Origin of the sequence: Vibrio sp. 10N.286.49.E11 (assembly GCF_041469505.1) — a bacterium.
Taxonomy (GTDB): Bacteria; Pseudomonadota; Gammaproteobacteria; order Enterobacterales; family Vibrionaceae; genus Vibrio; species Vibrio crassostreae_C.
Genome location: NZ_JBFRKQ010000024.1, coordinates 1 through 19708 on the forward strand (window position 1 = coordinate 1; position 19708 = coordinate 19708).

General features: G+C 44.9%; 10 protein-coding genes. 9 read left to right on the forward strand and 1 reads right to left on the reverse strand.

What is annotated here, in order from left to right; genetic code table 11:
• The 9 genes from AB4167_RS03805 to dbpA all read left to right on the forward strand — a co-directional run.
• Nucleotides 1-9417: Ig-like domain-containing protein (locus AB4167_RS03805; protein ID WP_372136154.1), on the forward strand; the 9417-nt coding region annotated here is incomplete at its 5' end.
• 33 nt (nucleotides 9418-9450) lie between these two features.
• Nucleotides 9451-11610, forward strand: coding sequence for a type I secretion system permease/ATPase (locus tag AB4167_RS03810; protein WP_372136155.1), 2160 nt, complete (start codon nucleotides 9451-9453; stop codon nucleotides 11608-11610).
• On the forward strand, nucleotides 11603-12928 hold the full coding sequence (locus tag AB4167_RS03815) for an HlyD family type I secretion periplasmic adaptor subunit (protein ID WP_017059471.1): 1326 nt from the start codon (nucleotides 11603-11605) through the stop codon (nucleotides 12926-12928). The genes AB4167_RS03810 and AB4167_RS03815 overlap by 8 nt, the downstream gene beginning before the upstream one ends.
• A 34-nt stretch (nucleotides 12929-12962) precedes the next feature.
• Nucleotides 12963-14276, forward strand: a complete 1314-nt coding sequence (locus AB4167_RS03820; RefSeq protein WP_372136156.1) for a TolC family outer membrane protein — start codon at nucleotides 12963-12965, stop codon at nucleotides 14274-14276.
• Nucleotides 14276-14914, forward strand: coding sequence for an OmpA family protein (locus tag AB4167_RS03825; RefSeq protein ID WP_017059473.1), 639 nt, complete (start codon nucleotides 14276-14278; stop codon nucleotides 14912-14914). The genes AB4167_RS03820 and AB4167_RS03825 overlap by 1 nt, the downstream gene beginning before the upstream one ends.
• Nucleotides 14914-15858, forward strand: a complete 945-nt coding sequence (locus tag AB4167_RS03830) for a PstS family phosphate ABC transporter substrate-binding protein (RefSeq protein WP_372136157.1) — start codon at nucleotides 14914-14916, stop codon at nucleotides 15856-15858. Before AB4167_RS03825 ends, AB4167_RS03830 begins: the two co-directional genes overlap by 1 nt.
• A 210-nt stretch (nucleotides 15859-16068) precedes the next feature.
• A complete protein-coding gene (locus tag AB4167_RS03835; protein WP_372082810.1) occupies nucleotides 16069-16656 on the forward strand; it encodes a hypothetical protein in 588 nt (195 codons plus the stop codon).
• Between the two features lie 217 nt (nucleotides 16657-16873).
• Nucleotides 16874-17782, forward strand: a complete 909-nt coding sequence (locus tag AB4167_RS03840; protein ID WP_017064347.1) for an aldo/keto reductase family oxidoreductase — start codon at nucleotides 16874-16876, stop codon at nucleotides 17780-17782.
• A 148-nt stretch (nucleotides 17783-17930) separates the two neighbouring features.
• Nucleotides 17931-19310 (forward strand): ATP-dependent RNA helicase DbpA, encoded by a 1380-nt coding sequence (dbpA, locus tag AB4167_RS03845; RefSeq protein ID WP_017064348.1) that lies wholly within the window; start codon nucleotides 17931-17933, stop codon nucleotides 19308-19310.
• A 140-nt stretch (nucleotides 19311-19450) separates the two neighbouring features.
• Here dbpA and AB4167_RS03850 read toward each other — a convergent pair whose 3' ends face one another.
• The gene (locus tag AB4167_RS03850; RefSeq protein ID WP_017059478.1) at nucleotides 19451-19624 is read right to left on the reverse strand and encodes a hypothetical protein; all 174 of its coding nucleotides are present in this window, start codon (nucleotides 19622-19624) and stop codon (nucleotides 19451-19453) included.
• Between the last annotated feature and the right edge of the window lie 84 nt (nucleotides 19625-19708).

Here is a 19708-nt window from a genome sequence, read left to right on the forward strand (position 1 = left end):
ACGGCAACTTCTAGCGATACCATAGTTAAAGATACGTTGGCGGATATCAGTGTCAATTTCGATGGTTTTGGTGATGAGTATTACAATTCTGCCGAGGTGAGTAATGGCGTATTAGTTGGCACGGTGACCAATGTTGAAGATGGCCAAGAAGTTTCAATCACCATCACCGATGTTGATGGTAAGTCAGAAAGTTATACCGCGATAGTTTCTGGTGGCGAATGGACATTAGTCAGCCAAGACTATTCGGGTTTTGCTGAAGGTACGCTAACAGTAGAAGCAAGTGTTACAGACGTTGCGGGTAATACGGCAACTTCTAGCGATACCATCGTTAAAGATACGTTAGCGGACATCAGTGTCGATTTTGATGGTTTTGGTGATGAATATTACAACTCTGCCGAGGTGAGTAATGGCGCACTGGTCGGCACGGTGACCAATGTTGAAGACGGTCAAGAAGTTTCAATCACTATCACCGATGTTGATGGCAAGTCAGAAAATTATACCGCGACAGTGACTGGTGGCGAGTGGACTCTAACTGGCCAAGATTACTCTGCCTTCGCTGAAGGTACGCTAACAGTAGAAGCAAGCGTTACGGACATTGCCGGTAATACGACAACTTCTAGCGATACCATAGTCAAAGATACGTTGGCGGATATCAGTGTCAATTTCGATGGTTTTGGTGATGAGTATTACAACTCCGCCGAAGTGAGCAATGGCACTTTGGTCGGCACGGCGACCAATGTTGAAGATGGCCAAACAGTGTCAATCACCATCACCGATGTCGATGGTAAGTCAGAAAGTTATACCGCGATAGTTTCCGGTGGCGAGTGGACTCTAACTGGCCAAGATTATTCAGCTTTCGCTGAAGGTGAGTTAACGGTTGAAGCAAGCGTTACGGACATTGCCGGTAATACAGCAACTTCTAGCGATACCATCGTTAAAGATACGTTGGCGGACATCAGTGTCGATTTTGATGGTTTTGGTGATGAGTATTACAACTTAGCCGAAATTACTAATGGTGCCTTGGTTGGCACGGTGACCAATGTTGAAGACGGTCAAACGATCACTATTACCCTTACCGATAGCCTTAATGTCTCCCAAGTTTATACGACCACAGTAGTTGGCGGAAATTGGACGCTGACAGGTCAAGACTATTCGGGTTTTGCAGAAGGAATCTTGACCGTAGAGGCTAGCGTTACGGATGTTGCGGGCAATACTGTTACTTCTAGCGATATAATCGTTAAGGATACTCTGGCAAGTATCACAGCAAAATTCGATGATGCCGACAACATACTCAACACTGAAGAGGTTCAATCTGTTCGTCTACAAGGTGTTGTTCAAAATGTAGAAAATGGACAGCCTATTACCGTCACAGTTTCGGATAGCAATAATCAGTCTATCACGTTACAAACCGTAGTTGTTGCAGGGGCTTGGAGCATCGATGATGTCGATCTGTCTGCATTTGCGGATGGCAACATTACCGTAGAAGCAGTTACCGTTGATATTGCAGGTAATGAAACAACGGGCACAGACTCGACAGGACAAATTGATACCGTCCCACCTGTTATCGATATTGATACCTTATCTGGTTTCAACATCTTAGATTTTCGTAGTGGTGATTTAACCACCATGCAGGGTACGACCGATGTTTCCGAAGGTTTACCTGTCTACATAGAGATCAATGATGGTACGCAAACGCTGACTTTTGAAGGTGTAGTTGATGCGTCCGGTGGCTGGCTAGTCGAGAATATTGATGTCTCTAGCTTAGACCCATCTACTGAGTGGATTATCGATGCGAGAGTTGTTAACTCGATTGGTAATGAAGTCAGTGATGACATGCCAAGTATTATACTGCCAGATTCAGTCTCATTTTCTGAAAATACGGTTGGTATCTTTGGAGATCAAACCCAAGTCGCTGACATCAATATTCAGTTTGCTGATGAGTTTGCTTTTAGTGCAAACCAAGTCTCTGCTGAGGGAGTGACGTCTCAAGGTCAATCTATCGCTATTGAATTAGAGTCTGACGGTCAAGTGATCAAAGCAACACGAACCGATGGAACACTGGTTTTCGAAGCTAAGATTGTTGGAGGTACCGTTGAAATCACTTTCTACCAAGCGGTTGACCAACAGGCTGGTGAAGAGTTACTTCAAACGGCGATCATTATCGAAGGTCTTCAGATTGATGATGATGGAACCACTGAGCTCGTTTTAGGCGAATTACCGATCACGATTCTAGATTCTGAACCTTTGCTGTTCGGCGAGTCTTACTCGATGGTTGAAGGTGAAACATCGTCAGGCAACGTTCTTAACAATGACATTGACCTTGATACCGCACTAACCATTAGTAGCGTCGAAGTTGGTGGAGTCAGTCAGGATATTTCAGGTGCAACTCCTGCGGTGTTCAATACCGGGGATGGTGTATTGACCGTATTTGCTAATGGCCAGTGGACCTTTGAAGCCAATCGAAATCTAGATCATAACCAATACCATACCGTTATCTTCAATTACGTTGCCGCTGACTCTAGTGGTGATTTTGGCTCTGCAACGGCGACTATTGATATCATGGATGGTGCGGCAGGACAGATATTGGATGATTCGAAAACGGTGACGGAAGTCGACGTGACCTCCGGTTCGCAAACCATCAATGCTCAATTTACTGTATTAGGTGGTTCGGATAATCCAGACCCAGATTCTATACAATTTAGCTCTGAGACTGTCGCGCAACTAGAAGCGTTAGGTATTACTTCAGGTGGCGACGCTACAGTGCTTACTTATACTCTCAGCGCAGATGGTCGTACTATTACAGCTAAGCAAGGTGATGATGATGTGTTCTCGTTTTCAATGACGACAACGGTCAACGGGAACAATGTACTTGCCGATATCGTTTTGGTGATTGAACGGCCACTCGACCATGTGCTCACCAGTGATTTACTTACGATTCCGTTAAATATTATTGGCACAGACACCGATGGCACTGCTTTAGAAAACGGCCAAATATCATGGGTGATCGAGGACGGTAATGATCCGAGTTTAATTCTCGATTCAAATTCTTCGGTCAACGAGTCGGAGCTAAGCAATGATCCTATCGGTGAAGTCAGTAGCACCGGAACCTTCAGTATCGGGATTGGCAGTGATTATTTAGATAGCGTGTTCTTTGATTTAGCTGATCAACCTCAGCTCTTTAGTGGCGGCGAGCAGATTTATTACACCGTTTCTGAGGATGGTACATTATTGACTGGCTACGCAGGGCCAGTCGCTGGTGGTGACGTTGCCTTTACCGTGAGTTTCGCAGCGCCGGTATCAGATGATGTAGACAGCAGTGTGGATTACGTCTTCACACTGTACAAAGGTTTGGATCAAGCCAATGGCACAGATACCATACCGTTTACTGTTACAGCCCGTGATTCCGATAACGACCAAACTAAACTAGATTTAATCGTTTCTATTACCGACGGTGGTGAGCCAACGATTGGCAGCGGTACGGTTGAATTGTCTGAAACCCCAATTGCGGATACTACTCCTGATGGCGTAAAACAGAGTGCAGTGGTTAATTTGGATATCACGGCATCGCATGATCCTATCGTTTATCTTGGTATTGATGTGACAAACGGTCAAGCCGTTTTGGATAGCGACGGTGAAGCAGTCACCCATAATGGCGAGGCTTTATCTTGGAGAGATAATGGTGATGGCAGTTTTGATGCGATATTAAGTAATGGCGATGTCATTATGCAGATTCGTCTGCCATCTGATTATTTCTTAGAAGCTAATATCTCAGGTACCGTTGCCGTTGAGATTGATTTATATCGCTCTATTGATCATGGTGCTGGGTTAAAAGATACCGAATTGAGCATACCGGCCACGGTTGTCGTTATTGATTCAGATGGTTCGCGTTCCACCCAAAAATCAGACATTAAAATATACGATGGTAAGGATCCTGCATTCTCGATTGTAGGCAGCATATCTGTCGATGAAGATGGACTCATTGGTGACAACGAACAAACTGGGACTGAAGAACCAAGCCCATCGATCGCTATTATCCAAGGCTCGGACGATATCGCATCAGTTTCAGTTAATACCGATGCTTTTGACGCATTAGCTTATACCAGTGGTGGGCAAGCCATTTCATTGCAGGCAGTGAATGCCGATGGTTGGTATTACGCTCAAGATACGTCGGGTAACGATATCTTCCGAATTCGTTTTAACAACGATGGCACAACAGAGTTCAATCTATATGCGCCGTTTGATCATGCTACGGGTGATGGTGAAAATAATCTTGCTGTGAATTTTGAATTGGTCGTTACTGATGCCGATGGTGATAGTTCTGATCCGGCTATTTATGTTGTTAATGTTACGGATGCAGTGCCAACTTCTCGTTCTGGTTCCATTGAAATGGTGGAAGGCGATAATCTCAGCGGACAGTTCTTAACAGAAGAATTTGCTGGTGCGGATGGCGCCGTCATTGTTAGTTTTGACTATCGCGGTGATACCTACACTTTTACCGATGTAATTACGTCAATCGAGATTGATCTCATTAATGATTTTGATAATAGCGTCTACGGTCAGTTTACTCTTAACTCTGATGGCAGCTACCAACTGACTACTAATGCCAATGTATCAACTGACCCTACCGATCCTCGATTAATCGATGACATTGATTATTTGGTTCGCGATGCCGATGGTGATGAGGTCACGAGTACTGCAGAGCTTGTCCTAGATGATAACGAAGGCTTTATTCGTTATGAGGATTCTGAAACTACAGAAGATAACGATGCCATTATTGTGGTGAGTGTTTCTACCGGAGACGTTGACCAAAGCGAAACCGTTACGGCTATTGAATTCTCAGAAGATTCTTTGCAAGGCGGTAGCCTGTATTTAGATGGCGTATTACTTCAAGTGGTTGATGGAAAAGTGACGCTTTCAGGCAATCAGTTAACGGTGATTGACAGTCAGTTTACCGGCCCTAATGGTCAGTTAACTTATCGACCGGCACTTCATGAATCAAATACGACCTCAACGGTTATTCTAGCGATCAACGCCATTATTAGTACTGACACAATTCCAAAAGAATTGACCGCAGATGTCTCTGTTTCTGTTTTACCCGTAGCGGATGCGCCGGATTGGTCTGATTCAGTGTTCACCTACCAATCGGTAGAAGATGACGCAGACCCAATTAAATTAGATATCACTGCTCAGTTGGTTGACCAAGATACATCTGAAGAACTGTCTTACACCATTAGCGGCATTCCCGATGGGCTGAATATCACCTTGAACGGAAACGCGGTTAAAGAAGGCAAAGAGTACACCCAGAACCAAATCGACAAAATGGAAATCAGAGCTGATGAAAATCTTGCTGGTCGATTTGAGTTTGAGATTACTGCGATTGCAACCGAAGCGGGAAACACTTTCGCTGACCCCGCAGATAAAACGGCCGATATCGTCAATACCGTAGTCGTTGAAATCTCACCGGATGCTGATACTCCACATGTATCCGTTAAGGACTACAAAGGTCTAGAAGATGAAATCATCTTCCTCAAGAACGTGATTGATGGATCGCTAACTGATACCGACGGTTCTGAATCGTTAAGCTATCAAATCGAACTGCAAGATGGTTGGTCTATCCAAGGTGGACTGTTCGACTTAATTGGTCCTGATACCTACCTAGTCTCTGCGGAGGCCATCGAGAATGGTGTGGCTTATCTTCTACCAAAAGAAGACATCAGCTCGTTTACTGAAGATTTGTACATTAAGGTCACGGCGGTAGCCACAGAATCTGCCATTGACTCACTAGACCCTATCAATGTGACTGCGTTAAGCGATACTCAAACCATCAACATCTTCCTCAAAGGCGTTGTTGATGAACCTGCTGTTGTGGATGGAGGAAATGCGCATTGGGAATATGACAGTATTACCAAAGTCATCAGCAATCAATCTGTTCTCAATGAAGATGGTTTGATTCAACTCGACTTTGTCGTCCAAACAACTGATGACGATGTTTCTGAAGATATCAATATACTGCTTACTAATATTCCTGACGGCACCTTGCTGGTGGATTCATTGGGTGAGCCTGTGTCGCTGACCATCGCCTACATTGACGATGTAACAGGCCCAGTATTCCAGGTTTCTAACGCCCAACTGAATGATTTGTATCTCAAGCCAGTGACTGATTTCAGTGGTGAGATGGAACTGACCGTTATTGCTATCTCAACTGAACCTGATGGTGATTCGGGCGAATTCCCGATGACGTTGAAGGTAGAGTTAGCACCGATTGTCGATCAAGAAGATGGTCAGGTGGTTAGCACTCAAGGTATTGAAGACAGCCAAATCGGATTGAACCTTGAGCCATCTTTGAATCAAGATGTTGATGGAAGTGAGTCTTTAACGGGGTATGTGATTGATAGCCTACCTGCTGATCTGACTCTTTATTTCGATGGCAGTGTTATTGCAGTGCCAGTTTCAGGGTTAGATTTAGAAAGTTTATTAGACTCTACGACACCAACACTATCCGAGCTTTTAAGTAGCGGAAGACTGTCAGTAACCGCTACTGAAGATTTGAGCGGTACATTTTCGATCCCAATTACCTATGAAGTTACTGATACTTCGCCGACAGGCGCAACTGATGTAAAAGATATCTCGGGATCAATCAGTGTCACGGTCGATGCGAGGGTCGAGTCAGATACTCGTTTGGAAAGTTCTGGTCAGCTATATATCAGTGAGGACGGTTCTCCGGTCAACGTGTCGGATGCGGTTACTTTTGTTGACGCAGATATGGATGGCTCAGAATACTTAGATTATATCTTGATCGATGTGCCTGATGGTTATTCGTTGATTATTGAACACCCGAACGGAGCCGCTCAAGATATTTCAGGAAACTGGATTATCTCTGCAAATGGCCTTACGAGTGACTCTATCCAAGAGTTGGCGCAAGAAATCTTAAGTGGCATGACTATCTCGAGCCCAAGCGACACGCCTGTTTTAGATATAGTGGTACGTGCTCGTGTCATTGACGGTGAAGATTCGAAGTATATTGATACTTCATTCCAAATTCAGATCACTGGCCATGATGGCGGTGGCGGCACTTGTGATCCTGTTGGACCTCCAAGCCTAATTCAGCCTGATGGTGATATCAAAACGCCTGAGGGAGAGGACATCGACCTTACTGGTTTATTGAATACCAATGTAGGTAGTGATCCGGACAATGAGATCTCTTTCTATATTCCTGCGGACTCTCTGCCTGATGGCGTCGAGATTTCAGGTGATGGTGTTATTGCCGAATACGACGCTTCTGGTGAGGTTGTCGGTTACTCGATTACAGCGGATGGACTATCCAAACTAACGCTAACAGGATTAGATGAAGACTTTGCCGGCTGTATCGACTTTACGATTAAAACCATTGAGACCTCTCCTTGTAACGGAGAGACCGTCACAACAGATCAAACCATCAGTATTCAAGTATTGCCTGTTGTGGATGACATTACCGTTGCCACGGATTCGACAACAATCCAGGAAGATATTACAACCGACCTTAACCTTGAGTTAGTTCTCGGTGATAGCGTTGAAGACGGGCAGTTAATCACGGGAGAGGGTAACAGTGCTACCGGTAAAGAGACCATTAACTCTCTAACAATAACGGTATCAAATGGCGGCACGCTATCGGAAAGCCCTACTGATACTGGTTTGTTGGTTGATAACGGCAATGGTGAGTGGACGGTCACGGATCCTAGCCGATTGAGCGATGTGTTGGTAACACCACCAGAACATTACAGCGGCGAAATTACCTTAACAGTGACGGCCAATATTACCGATGAAGCGGATTGTGTCGTTGAAACCGATACTCAAGACAAGACGACCGTGGTGACGATCACCGTTGAACCTGTTGCGGATGCGGCGAACTTGGTGACGGAGGATATAGTAGGCGACGAAGACAACTACATTTCACTGTCATCACTTAGCGCGGAGCTGATTGACCAAGATGGCTCTGAAAATATGTCCTTGGCATTGAAAGGCGTGCCTGAAGGCGCGGTTGTTGCGATAAAGGTGGGCGATAGCTACGAATTAGTTCCAAATAATGGCGTTGATGGCGGTACCTTTGATGGTAACCCTACTTATGAGTGGCAGCTCGATCCAAGTCAGCTTGCTAATCTTGTTATTCTGCCGCCACGAGATTTTAGTGGTGATATGAATCTAGTCCTTGAGGCGATTACTCAGGAAATCGGCACGACAGATATTCGTTATACCGAATCTGAATTTACCGTTGGTGTAAACCCTATCGGCGATAAAGTGGAGTTCTTCGATTTACCTGAACAGCTCACTGGAAGTGAAGATGATGGCATCGTGATTCCTCTCGATGCTAATAGCTTTGAAACCAACAGTGATGAATTCTTAGCAATTACCGTAACGGTGAATTCGACTTCGGATCCATCAGGTATAGTTGGGCTAGATCGAATTCGAATTGGATCAGAAACCAGCTCTTTCACTAATGTGGGTGGCATCATACAGGCGACGATCCTCGTTAAAGCAAGCTCTGTTGATGAGCTCGAATTCTTTGCGGGCGACGCGTTTGGTAACCTTGATATTACGATTACAGGCCGAACGGTTGATCAAAATACGGTACTCGGTGAGTTAGTGGTCGACACGGGTGACCCAAGTTCACAAGATATGACGCTTATCATCACACCAGAGCCTGATGCTCCGTTATTGAGTGTTGAATACTCTTCGATTGTGGCAGAAGCGAGTGGCACGATTCCGCTTAACCTAGATCTCTCTCTTGTTAACCCTGCCGACTCAGAAGCGGGCTTAATTACCATCTATGATATTCCCGCAGGTTTGACGTTCTCACACGGTTCTATGGTCGATGGTCAGTATGTGGTGGATTTAGCGGATGTACCTAATTTGGCTATTACTGGCGGTTATGATGGTGTTGAACCATTTGAACTCACCATCGAACCTTCTGCTGAAATAGGCAATAACCAAGCGGTAGGGTTACCTCAAACGGTATCGGTTGAGTTTGTTGCTGAAGGGAATTCTACGATTACCGCGACAGATGATAATGATCTGCTGATTGGCGGTACGGGCTCTGATAATTTTGTGTTCGCCTCTTCAGGCTTAGGGAGTGCAGAAGCCCCAAGCTACGATGTAGTTCAAGATTTTGATGCGTCTCCAGACACTGATGCAATTGACCTTTCGGGTATTTTGGGAAGCCTAGGGCTTAATACAGGGCTAGGGGCAACACAATATCTAGATTTAGAAGAATCTGGTGAAGGCGTGACCATTTCTATTAAACCTAATGGCGACGAAGACGTTCAACAAAACATCTTAATAGCCGATGTCACGTACGACGATCTGTATCAAGGTGACAGTAGCAGTGCATTAGAAGCACAAATTTTACAAAAAATGATAGAAGACAATAATTTAACGCTGTAAGTTAGATGTACAGTCTATAAAAGGAAGTTTAGATTGGTAGAACAAAAAGACAGCTGGCTAGGTTGTGTTGAATGGTTATGTGAGCATTTTAATGTTCGCAGCCATCCTTCCAAAATAGTGTCTGGCCTACCTTTAAATGAAGGAAGGCTCAATGAATCCCTTTTTCCAAGAGCTATTGAAAAATCGGGGTTAACTTTGAGCCACGTTAAAAAAGAATTACTGACTCAATGTCAGTTCCCTGTTGTTGCTGTTAATTCCGCGACAGGGAGTCCCCTTGTTGTCACTCAAGGCTCCGGTGGCGAATTTCAAGTATTGGATTGTGAAACCAACTCAAGCCAAGAAACATCGTTAAAAGACTTGGTTGCTCAAGTGGAATCGTATGTGTGGCAAGTAGGTGCTCAAGCACTTGATGATGCGCGTGTTCAATCCCATGAACGTAGCGAGAATAAATCCAACACCCGTTGGTTATGGCGTGTCGTCAAAGAAGTGAAACCTTGGTATCGAGACCTGTTTATCGCTTCATTCTTGATCAACTTACTCGCGCTAGTCGTGCCTCTGTTTACCATGAACGTGTACGACCGCGTGGTGCCAAACCAAGCGTTTAACACGCTTTGGGTTCTGGCAGCAGGCGTTGGTATTGTCGTTATTTTTGATTGGGTGTTGAGAAGCTCACGCAGCTCTGTGACTGATATGGCTGGGCGCTATATTGATAACAAGTTGTCTTCCCAATTGTTCTCAAAAGTCCTTGGTATGAAGTTGGAAAATCGACCTCAGTCGGTAGGCGCCTTTGCCAGACAGCTTCAAGATTTCGATAGCGTGAAAGATTTCTTCACTTCTATTTCTTTGGTTACTTTAGTCGACCTGCCATTCACCTTGTTATTCCTATTCCTTATCGGCTGGCTCGGTGGTGCGATGATGTTCATCCCTGTCGCGATCATGTTGGTATTGATCGTGCTAAGCATTGCGATGAAAGGTAAAGTCGAGAAAACATTCGATGAAACCGCACGTTTGTCGACACAAAGACAAGCACAGCTGTTTGATTGCTTAACAACTCTTCCGGATATCAAGCAAAACAATGCTGAAGGTATTACCCAGAAGCGTTGGGAACAGACTATTTCATCGCTCTCTCAATGGCAGACTCAATCTCGCCACTACTCTAATATCGTGACACATTCCATTCAATCGAGTCAGCAGATCGTCACCATTACTCTCATCATCTTCGGCGTGTATCAGATCTCTGAAGGCTTGCTGAGTATGGGTGGTTTGATAGCTGTGGTGATGTTGAGTGGACGTGCTGCGAGCTCAGTGAACCAGCTTTCTCTTCTATTGTTGAGGTTTCAACAAACCCGTTCTGCAGTCGAAGGTTTGAATCAGATCATGGAGTTACCGCAAGAAGAGTCTAAGCATCAAGTGATTGATAAGGGTGACTTTGACGGTGGGGTTAGGCTAGATGAAGTCACGTTTACTTATCCAGAGACTCAAAGCCCTGCGTTGAAAGAGATTTCTCTTGATATTAAGCCGGGTGAGCGAGTTGGCCTTGTTGGTGCCGCTGGTGCAGGAAAAACCACGCTTTTATCGATTGTTGCTCGACAGTATTTGCCTACAACAGGGCAAGCCTTCTATCAAGAGATTGATGGGCAGTTATGGCCAACCAGTGTCTTACGTAGCGGAATGGGTTGGGTAGGGCAAACCACTAATTTGATCTTTGGCAGTGTTTACGACAACGTTACTTTGGGTGCGATCAACGTTGATGAAGAAAAGCTAAGACAAGCGCTTCAACAGTCGGGTTTGAATGGTTACATGGGGCGCTTAAGCAATGGCCTTGAAACACCTGTCGGTGAGGGTGGTCGGTTACTTTCTGGTGGTCAGCGCCAAGCCGTTGCCATCGCGAGAGCTCTGTATCGTTGTCCAAAGTTATTGATCATGGATGAGCCAACCAGCGCGCTAGATAATCAGGCCGAGATTCAGTTCTTCAATGCACTTCAAAGTATGCCGAGAGAAACCTCAATGCTGATCAGCTCCCATAAATCTTCATTCTTGATGATGTGTGATCGTGTTGTTGTATTGGATAAAGGTCAAATCGTGGCAGAAGGTGAGCCTAAAGAAATTCTCTCTTTACAGAAGAAAAGTGTACCTAAAGGTACGAGCCGCTTTAAGACGGTATCTGTGGTGAAGGGAGGTCGTCATGAGTAATGATATTCAATGGACCAACAACCACTTAGCATTCCGCTCTCGAAAGCTGATTTGGTTGAGTGCTCTACTCATTGTATCAATTATCGGTTGGGCTACGTGGGCAACATTAGAAGAAGTCGTGATCGGTGAAGGTAAAGTCGTTCCAAGTCTTTCGGTGCAAACCATTCAGAGCTTAGAAGGTGGACTGGTTCAAGAGATCATGGTGCGACAAGGCCAATCTGTAGTGAAGGGGCAACCTCTAGCTAAGTTAGAAGACACACGTTTTAAGGCGGCGTTTTTAGAGTCGGCTCAACAAGCGGATACCTTGCTTGCTCAGCAATTAAGATTAAAGGCTGAGCTGTCGACGGTCGTTTTAAATAACGATGCGAAAGAGTGGTATGAGCGAGTGGTCTTGGTGCCTCAAGATATTGCGGTTGATGTATCAAGCCACCCTGCGTTAATGAATGCCAAGGCGAACTACCGAGAACGTTTAGGACAGTTGAAGTCTGAACTGGAAGAGGCGGCACTTCGTATCGAGCAACAAGACCAAGCTCGTGTCGATACGTTTAATAATATCCAGACTCTTGAAAGCAGCCTCGAGATTGTGATTCGTGAGCGCAACATGCTGAAAGACGTGGTAGCGAGCGGTGCTGTTGCGGAAGTTGAGCTACTTAAACTCAACCGTGATGTAGTCAAACTCAAAGGTGATATTGCTAGCTCAAAAGTAGCAGCGCAGAAGCAGATAGCTGCCTACTCAGAGTCGATAGCGGATCATCGAAGTATCGCTTTAGATTTTCGTACCAAAGTGCAAGGCCAGTTGAATGAAGTGGCGAGCAAGATAGCGCAGCTGAACGAAAGCCAGCAGGCGATTGCCGACCAACTCAAGCGTACCGAAATTGTTGCGCCCGTTGATGGCACAGTCAAAGAGATCTTTGTGCGTACCATTGGTGGTGTAGTTCGTCCCGGCGAGCCAATCATTGAGATCATCCCATCAAACAGTGACCTGATTGTTGAAGCGAGAATCTCTCCGCAAGATATCGCGTTTGTTCATAACGGGCTGGGTGCGACAGTTAAATTCACGGCCTATGATTTCGTCATTTATGGCGGACTTAAAGGCGAGGTGATTTACGTGAGTGCCGACGCCTTACAAACGGAAGACGGAAACGCCTATTATCGTGCCCATATTCAGTTAAACGAAGACCAGCAACAAAACTCTGCCTTTAGCATTATCCCAGGGATGCAAGTCGCGGTCGATATATTAACCGGAGAGAAAACAGTATTGAGTTATTGGTTAAAACCTATTTTACGAGCTAAGGAAAACTCACTTCGTGAACGATGAAGTGGGTTAAAGCATAAATATAAAAGGAAGTGTAATGCATTCAAAATTCTTACTCTCTTCTTGCTTGCTAATGAGTGGGCTGTCTCAAGCAGCTTCATTAGAAGAGTCCGTGGCCTTTGCCATCGACTATAGCCCAGAGATATTGGCGCAATACTCCCGATACCAATCGGTGGTCAGAGACGGAGACGCTGCGAGTGGTTTGTATATGCCACAAGTGAACTTGTACGCGGCAGCAGGCTATGAAGAGACACGCTACAACAGTGGCAGCAAACTCGATAGCGATGATAGAGGCCTAACGAGAACGGAAATTGGCGTTAAAGTATCCCAGTTACTATTTGATGGTTTTAAAACCATATCGAATGTCGATCGACTGACGTTCGAAGCAGAAGCTGAGCGTCTAACTCTGATTTCGCGAGCTGAAAACGTATCGTTAGATGTGGTGAGAAATTACCTCGATATCCTAAAAGCAGAGACGCTACTTGAATTGTCTAAGCGTAATGTAAAAGAGCACCAAGAGATCTATCAAGATATCCAAGATAAAAAGAGCAAAGGCTTGAGTAGCAACTCGGATCTGGCTCAAATCTCCGCCCGTGTCGCGACCGCGCAGTCTTCACTTATCGCCGCTCAGAACAACCTGTTTGATTTGCAAACTCAGTATCTACGCTTGGTTGGCAAACCTGCGGTGAACTTGGTTTACCCCCGGTTTGATTACGCTCTATTACCAAGCTCAGCACAGGTCGCACTTGAACAAGCTGTCGAGAATCACCCTGAAATCAAAGCCTCTTTGCTTGATATCGACGCGGCTCGTAAAGAGATGCGCCGCGAGAAAGGGGATTACTACCCAGAACTAAAACTTGAGCTTCATGCCAATAAGAATGACAACGTATCTAACCCGCCAGGCGGTGTCGATGAAGATGCACGTATCATGTTGACGATGGATTATGACCTGTTTAATGGCTTCTCTACCGACTCCAGGGTTGAATCGTCAGCTTGGCGAGTGGAAGAGGCAAGGGCGATCCGATTACGAACAGAGCGTGAGGTTCGAGAAGGTACACAACTGGCTTGGAACGCTTACAAAATGCTTGAGCAGCAAAAATCCTTACTTCAACAGAATGTTGATGCAGCGAAAATTGCAGAGCTTGGCTATATCCAGCAATTCAATGTTGGCAGACGAAGCCTTCTTGATGTACTGGATGCAAAAGTAGAAGTGTTTTTGGCTCGAAGAAACTTCATCAGCACTGAATATGATCAAACGTTAGCGGCTTATCGAGTGTTAAATGCGATGGGTATGTTGACGTATGCGTTGAGGATTGAACATCCAGAAGAGTGGCAAGGGGAGAATAAGTAATGAGATATTTTAAACTAGCGCTACTTAGCTCTATCTTGCTAATGGGATGTGCAGAAACGCCTGATACGACAATGACACGCCACCAAATTGATGACTTAGCGGATAATGACCGAGATGGTGTGATTAACCAGCGAGATCTATGTGCCGATACGCCAGAAGGTGTAACGGTAGACATTAAAGGGTGTGCCAATTGGAAAATTGTCGAAGACGTTGAAGTATTAAGTGTGGCATTTGATTTTGATAAGTATGACCTTAAACCTGATCATACCGCTGTATTAAATGAGTTGGTGCGTTTACTAGGAGAGCAGCCTGATGCTTCGGTTACCTTGGTCGGAGATACCAGTGCTGAAGGTACAAACGTGTATAACAAAGCATTGGCCAAGAAAAGAACGGGCGTGATTCGAGACGCATTGATTGATAGAGGCATCAATGGTGAGCGAATCTTTGAACAAGAGTTTACTCAGATAACCAGCTTAACTCAGCATCTTCACAAGCGTAAGCGTAGAACGATCGCGGTGATTAAAACAGAAAGCATGGAAGTGAACCCATCTTGGAACATCTTCACTTCAGAAATGCAGCTCGATAGTAATAGCGATGTTGAGTCTAAAACGTCGATTGATCCAGTAGGAGGCCAGTAATGAAATGTCTAGCTAATAAATCGGGCTTGCTGCTTGCTGCTGTACCTGCGTTGTTCTCTGTATCGACATTTGCGAATGATGCCAGTGACATTGGTTTGGTCGCGATTGAGCCGAATATGCAGGGGCTTGTAGAAGATCTGCTTAAGAGCCAAGAGATCGACTTAGAAATCTTGTTGAGTGACAGCGTCCCAGAACAGATGATCATGCAGCGCTCGCGTGTTGGTATCACTTCCAAAAAGTGGACTGACAAAGAGATGGCAAGGTTTGATATGCGTTACGGTTATAGGCCAACAGAGCTGATGTTTACCGCTGACGTGATTGCGATTCTAGCCAATGAAAATAACCCTGCGACATCAATCACCGTCGCTGAATTAATTGATGTGTTTGGTTGTTCTAACGATCCTAAACATCCAAAATGGTCAGCAAGTAGTGATATTCGTAACGGTGAAAGCCTAGATACTCATATGTTGCCCTTTGCCATTGATCACAACCTGAAAGGCCATACTACCTTTTCAAGTTGGGTCGAATGTGGAACAGAAGGAGAATATGCCCATACTCAGTTCTTAGCGGATTTACCTGATCTGATTAATAAGATTGAAGACGAAGATGCCGCCATTGGTTACACCGTTTACTCAGATCAGATCTCTGATGTGAAATGGTTGAGCGTGGTTGATAACCTAGGTGTGAACTACGACCTAAACAAAGAAACGATCCTCTCTGGTCGTTACCCGTTAGCAACGGTTTATTACATGTACTTGAATATTCCAGCGCATCGCAAAGGCTTTACGGAACAAGAGGAGTTCTTTGTTGGGCTTACCTTGTCACAAGATCATCAAGTCGTTTTGAACCAATACGGCTTCATCAGCTTGCCGCCAGAAGCTATTCAACGTAACAAAGTGAGATTGTCGCTTGAAGAGCCTTCGATTGAAGGTGGCTATAAGTAATTGGTACGGCGTGTTGCAACTGTTGTGGGAGAGCGATATTCTCTCTTTCGTAATGGTTCTCAACGTGACGGATTACGTTATTCGGTGATGAAATTATCTAGCGGGCATGTATGCCCGTTTTTTTTCGCCTAAAATTTGCGACTCGAGCGGTTGTTTGTCGATTGGTCACGTATAATGGACACTTCATATAGCGCTAAATAAGCCCAGTCGATGAAAATCTTTCAAGTTCTAATCTTGCCTCTAATGCTGTCCCTCAATGCTATTTCATTTTCAGCGCAAGCAACCGAAAGCTGGTGGCTAAGAACAGTATTTAACAGCAGCCCAAGTCTGCCGAATTCTCAAAACTATATTAATGATATCGAGTTGATGGATTGTGGTGAGATCGAAGGTACTTTGTTGTGCAGTGACTTAACCCAATATTACGACCTGGATGTGTATGTTGAACTGGAGTTGGGGGACTCAAGTGTCGAAACGGTTCTCTTAAACCTGCCATATTCGGACCTAAGTTACACAAAGCTTCAGGCATACCTTCGCCAAGATGGCTTTGCTCTCAGTTCAATTCGTATTGGTGAAGATGAATTCGATGTTACAGCTCAACTCGAACAAGCTCGAAATGAAGGTGTTGGTTTCGATAAGGTGGATAAACAGTTGGTCGAATTCATCAACGCGCCTCACGGTTCAGCAGAGCAACTGAGTGTGTGGAATGTGCCTAGCTTATCTTCTTCTAGCTCTACTTCTCCTTGGATTCAGTTACAGAGTGATGGTGACAACTTAACGGTTGAACTTAATCGTTTTTAATTGCTCAAATTTATAGATAGTTTCGTTATTTATTAGGCTAAACAAGCCTTTCAGGAGAACGGCTCGCGGGCAGACAGCAAGTTATAATTCATTTAAGTGTTCGTTTTTCTGCGGCTCTCACATTTTTAATAAGCGTTTAGCTTTGCCATTTGTTATACGTTGAGCCTTCGGTAAAACGAGCTTAGGATACGTTCAGTATTGATAAAGGAGACAACCCATGGTTGCAAGAGTAACGATAGCGCCACAAGGCCCAGAACTTTCTGAGCTGGTGCAAGGATACTGGCGTACAGCAGAGTGGGGCATGACCCCGCAACAACGCCTGACTTTCCTGAAGCAACATATTGATCTTGGCATCACAACTGTTGATCACGCGGATATTTACGGTAACTACCAATGTGAAAAGTTGTTTGGTGAGGCGTTAGCGCTTGAACCAAGCCTTCGTGATGATATTCAAATCGTCACCAAGTGCGATATCAACCTATGTGGTGACCACACTCCAGATCGTAAGATCAATCACTATGACACCAGCGCGCAGCATATTTACCAATCAGTAAATAACTCATTAGAGCACTTAGGTGTTAACGATATCGATGTATTGTTGATTCACCGCCCTGACGTGTTAATGGATGCCGATGAAGTAGCAGAAGCGTTCGCAGAGCTACACAAAGTAGGTAAAGTTAAGCACTTCGGTGTTTCTAACTTTTCACCGCGTCAGTTCGAACTGCTTCAATCTCGACTCGGTAAGCCGTTAGTGACCAACCAAGTTGAAATCAACCCATTGAACTTCGAAGTGGCTCATGATGGCACGCTAGATCAACTGCAGATGAACCGCATTCGCCCGATGGCGTGGTCTTGTCTCGGTGGTGGTAGCATCTTCAGTGGTGATTCAGCGCAAGCGGTTCGCGTTCGTGATGAGCTAGAGGCGATTCGTCAAGAAGTCGGTGCAGACAGCATTGATCAAGTGATTTACGCTTGGGTTCGTCGTTTACCATCTAGTCCAATTGCAATTATTGGTTCTGGTAAGATTGAGCGTGTGAAGACGGCCGTTGATGCACTGAAAATCGAGCTGACGCGCGAACAGTGGTATCGCGTATGGGTGGCATCTAAAGGTCACGGTGTGCCATAGAAAGCAATTCGTATAGAAGTCAAAGCCAGCTAAGTAAGCTGGCTTTTTTGTGTTCGCCTAACATGTTTCTCCAAAACTGTGATTAAGGTGGAATAATTTTCAAAAACACTCATAATGCACTCTGTTTTTCACCAGTTGGATATTTCCATTGAGCACTTCAAAATTCTCTTCAATCGCCCTTAAACCAGAGCTTCTAAATACGTTAGATTCTCTTGGTTATACTGAAATGACGCCGATCCAAGCGTTAAGTCTTCCTACTATCCTAAATGGCAAGGACGTTATCGGTCAGGGTAAAACGGGTTCAGGTAAAACAGCTGCTTTCGGTTTAGGCGTGCTGCAGAACCTACGCGTTAAGCGTTTCCGTGTTCAGTCTTTAGTGTTATGTCCGACTCGTGAGCTTGCAGACCAAGTAGCAAAAGAGATTCGTACTCTTGCTCGTGGTATTCACAACATTAAAGTGCTGACACTATGTGGCGGTATGCCAATGGGCCCACAGATTGGTTCACTAGAGCATGGCGCACACATTCTTGTAGGCACACCTGGTCGTATTCTTGATCACCTAGAGAAAGGCCGCATTGACCTGTCTGAGCTGAACACACTTGTGTTAGATGAAGCGGATCGCATGCTAGAGATGGGTTTCCAAGACGCTTTGGATGCTGTGATTGAAGCGGCGCCAAAAGAACGCCAAACTCTGCTATTCAGTGCGACTTTCCCTAAACAGATCAAATCTGTTGCAGACCGCATTATGCGCAATCCAGAAATGGTGAAGGTTGAATCAACACACGATCACTCAAGCATCCAACAACACTTCTACAAGTTAGAAGGTTCTGAAGCTCGTGATGACGCTCTAGAGCTGCTGTTGTTGCATCACCAACCGGAGTCTGCGGTTGTGTTCTGTAACACTAAGAAAGAAGTGCAGAACGTAAACGATGAGCTAAGCCACCGCGGTTTCAGTGTTATCGAACTTCATGGTGACATGGAACAGCGTGAACGTGACCAAGCTTTGGTTCAGTTCTCAAACAAAACCATCTCGATTCTAGTGGCGACAGACGTTGCGGCTCGCGGTCTTGATGTTGATAACCTAGATGCTGTGTTCAACTTTGAATTGTCTCGCGACCCTGAAGTTCACGTACACCGTATTGGTCGTACTGGCCGTGCAGGAAGCAAAGGCGTAGCGATCAGCTTCTTTAGCGAAAAAGAGATGTACCGTGTTGCTCAAATTGATGAGTACATGGACATGCCAATCGAGCCATCTGAACTGCCAGCAAAACCAATTGCTAAGCCGTACTACTCAAACATGGTTACCATCCAAATTGATGGCGGTAAGAAAGCTAAGCTTCGTGCTGGTGATATTCTTGGCGCACTGACGGGCCAAGGCGGCATTGATGGTAAATCAGTAGGTAAGATCAATCTGTTTGCAATGCGTGCTTACGTAGCGGTAGAAAGATCTGTGGCTAAAAAAGCACTGAACAAAATCGAATCAGGTAAAATGAAGGGTCGTCAATTCCGCGCCCGAATCCTGAAGTAATTCGAGACTGAATCCCTTTGCTGCGATATGTCTAATTAACGACATTGCTAATTAATGGCATTGCAGTAAAGGGTGTTCCACAAAATGCCACTTAAGTTTCTTATCTTAGGTTTATCGACCTAGTCCTCTATACCAAAGCATTATTCATCGGGTCTTATCGAATAAAGATCGTTGATATGTTTTCCTTCGCTAAGATACCAAGTCATCGCTTCCTGTCGATTGTCAACCAATATCGTGATTGTGGTTATTGAACCATCATCAAAATAACAAAGCTCATATTCTAAATCGCTTGGATGATCAGGAATAGCGGCCATAGCTTCCCTCCCAAATATCAATCATTTTAAATACGTCAACCCAACTCATTTATAGGGCTCGTATCACGTCAAATGAGTAATAAA